This window comes from Pseudomonas sp. GL-R-19 (assembly GCF_019956375.1).
Classification (GTDB): Bacteria; Pseudomonadota; Gammaproteobacteria; order Pseudomonadales; family Pseudomonadaceae; genus Aquipseudomonas.
This window is the reverse complement of the sequence record NZ_JAHBDJ010000081.1, coordinates 1-1,612: the sequence shown is the minus strand read 5'-3', so window position 1 is coordinate 1,612 and position 1,612 is coordinate 1. Positions and strand designations below refer to the sequence as shown.

At 57.4% G+C, this 1,612-nt stretch carries 1 protein-coding gene; it reads left to right on the top strand.

The genetic code is table 11. The features are described 5' to 3' along the window. Positions 1-77 precede the first annotated feature (77 nt). The gene (locus tag KGA83_RS27830) at positions 78-1,451 is read left to right on the top strand and encodes a transposase (protein WP_223531376.1); all 1,374 of its coding nucleotides are present in this window, start codon (positions 78-80) and stop codon (positions 1,449-1,451) included. The last annotated feature ends 161 nt before the right edge of the window (positions 1,452-1,612 follow it).

Here is a 1,612-nt window from a genome sequence, read left to right as displayed (position 1 = left end):
CGATTCTGTTGAAAAAGTAGCTCCCCTGTCTGGCCTGCGGCAAAATCTCTGCATTGGCCAGCAGGGAAGCACGCAGCATGATGGGACAGTTATCGAGTGGGCAGGAGCGGCTGTTTTACTCGTTCAACCTTGAAGATCACATTCCCGCCAATCACCTTCTGCGCAGCATTGATCGGTGTCTCGATCTGAGCGACCTGCGCCATTACCTCGCCGATTTTTATAGCCCGATCGGGCGTCCGTCGATTGACCCTGAACTGATGATCCGCATGCTGATCGTGGGCTATTGCTACGGCATTCGCTCCGAGCGGCGGTTGTGCGAAGAGGCCCATTTGAACCTGGCGTATCGCTGGTTCTGCCGGTTGAGCCTTGAAGATGAAGTCCCCAACCACTCGACCTTTTCCAAAAATCGACACGGCCGCTTTCGGGACAGTGAGCTGTTTCGCTGGTTGTTCAATGAAGTGCTGCGTCGCTGCATGGACGCAGGCCTGGTTAAAGGCGAAGGCTTTGCCGTGGACGCCAGCATCATCAAAGCGGATGCGAGTCGGCAGCGCGGCGTACCGGGTGATGAACCGATCAACTGGAGCGATCCGGCCCTGAGCACCCGCGCCGTGCGTGAGTACCTTGAAGGCCTCGATGAAGAGGCTTTGGCCGAAACGCTACCGAAGCGCCTGTCGCTGACGGATCCTCAGGCTCGCTGGACCGCGGCTCCAGGCGGCCCAGCTTTCTACGCTTACTCCACGAATTATCTGATCGATACCGAGCACGGCGTGATCATGGATGTGGAACCCACACCGGCTCATCGCACCGCAGAAGTCGAGAGCACCAAGACGATGATCGATCGGGTCGAAGCGCAGTTCGACATCAAGCCACAGCGCCTCATTGGCGACACCGCTTACGGCACAGCGCCGATGCTGGCCTGGATGGTGGAGGACAAAGACATCGAACCGCATGTGCCAGTGTGGGACAAAACTGAGCGCAAGAACGACAGCTTTTCGAGTAACGATTTTCACTGGAATGAAGAGGCTGAGGAATACCGCTGCCCGGCCGGCAACGTATTGCGCAGCGAATGGCGAGCCTTCAAGAACGAGCGTTCGCACATCACCAAAGCCAACACCATCATCTTCCGATCCCGGCAGACCGACTGCGTTGCCTGTCCGATGAAAGCCAAGTGCTGCCCGAACACTTCGATTCGCAAGATCGTCCGCAGCGTCCATGAAGCCGCTCGTGATGTGGCTCGACGCATCGCGGCGACGCCGGCGTATCAGCGCTCTCGCCACGAACGTAAGAAGGTCGAAATGTTGTTTGCCCACCTCAAGCGCATCCTGAAACTGGATCGCTTGCGACTACGTGGCATGAGTGGCGCGTCCGATGAGTTCACGCTGGCCGCCGCGGTGCAGAACCTGCGACGTCTGGCCAAATTTACCTCTCAAGGGCCACCTGCTACGGGATAGGTGCGCCTGCACGAAGCAAAAAACCTCAAACTAACCCACTAACCGAGCTGCAAAGCTCAACGAAGGGCCGAAAAACCACTCAATGTGGTGAATAGGTTCTCCGGTGGTGGTCGTGCCTGAGTTCAGGCGAGCTGAAAATCCGACTTTTTCAACAGAATCGG

Excerpts from the sequence above, each read along its gene's own strand:
- KGA83_RS27830 (WP_223531376.1), top strand. The coding sequence starts at position 78 with ATGATGGGACAGTTATCGAGTGGGCAGGAGCGGCTGTTTTACTCGTTC.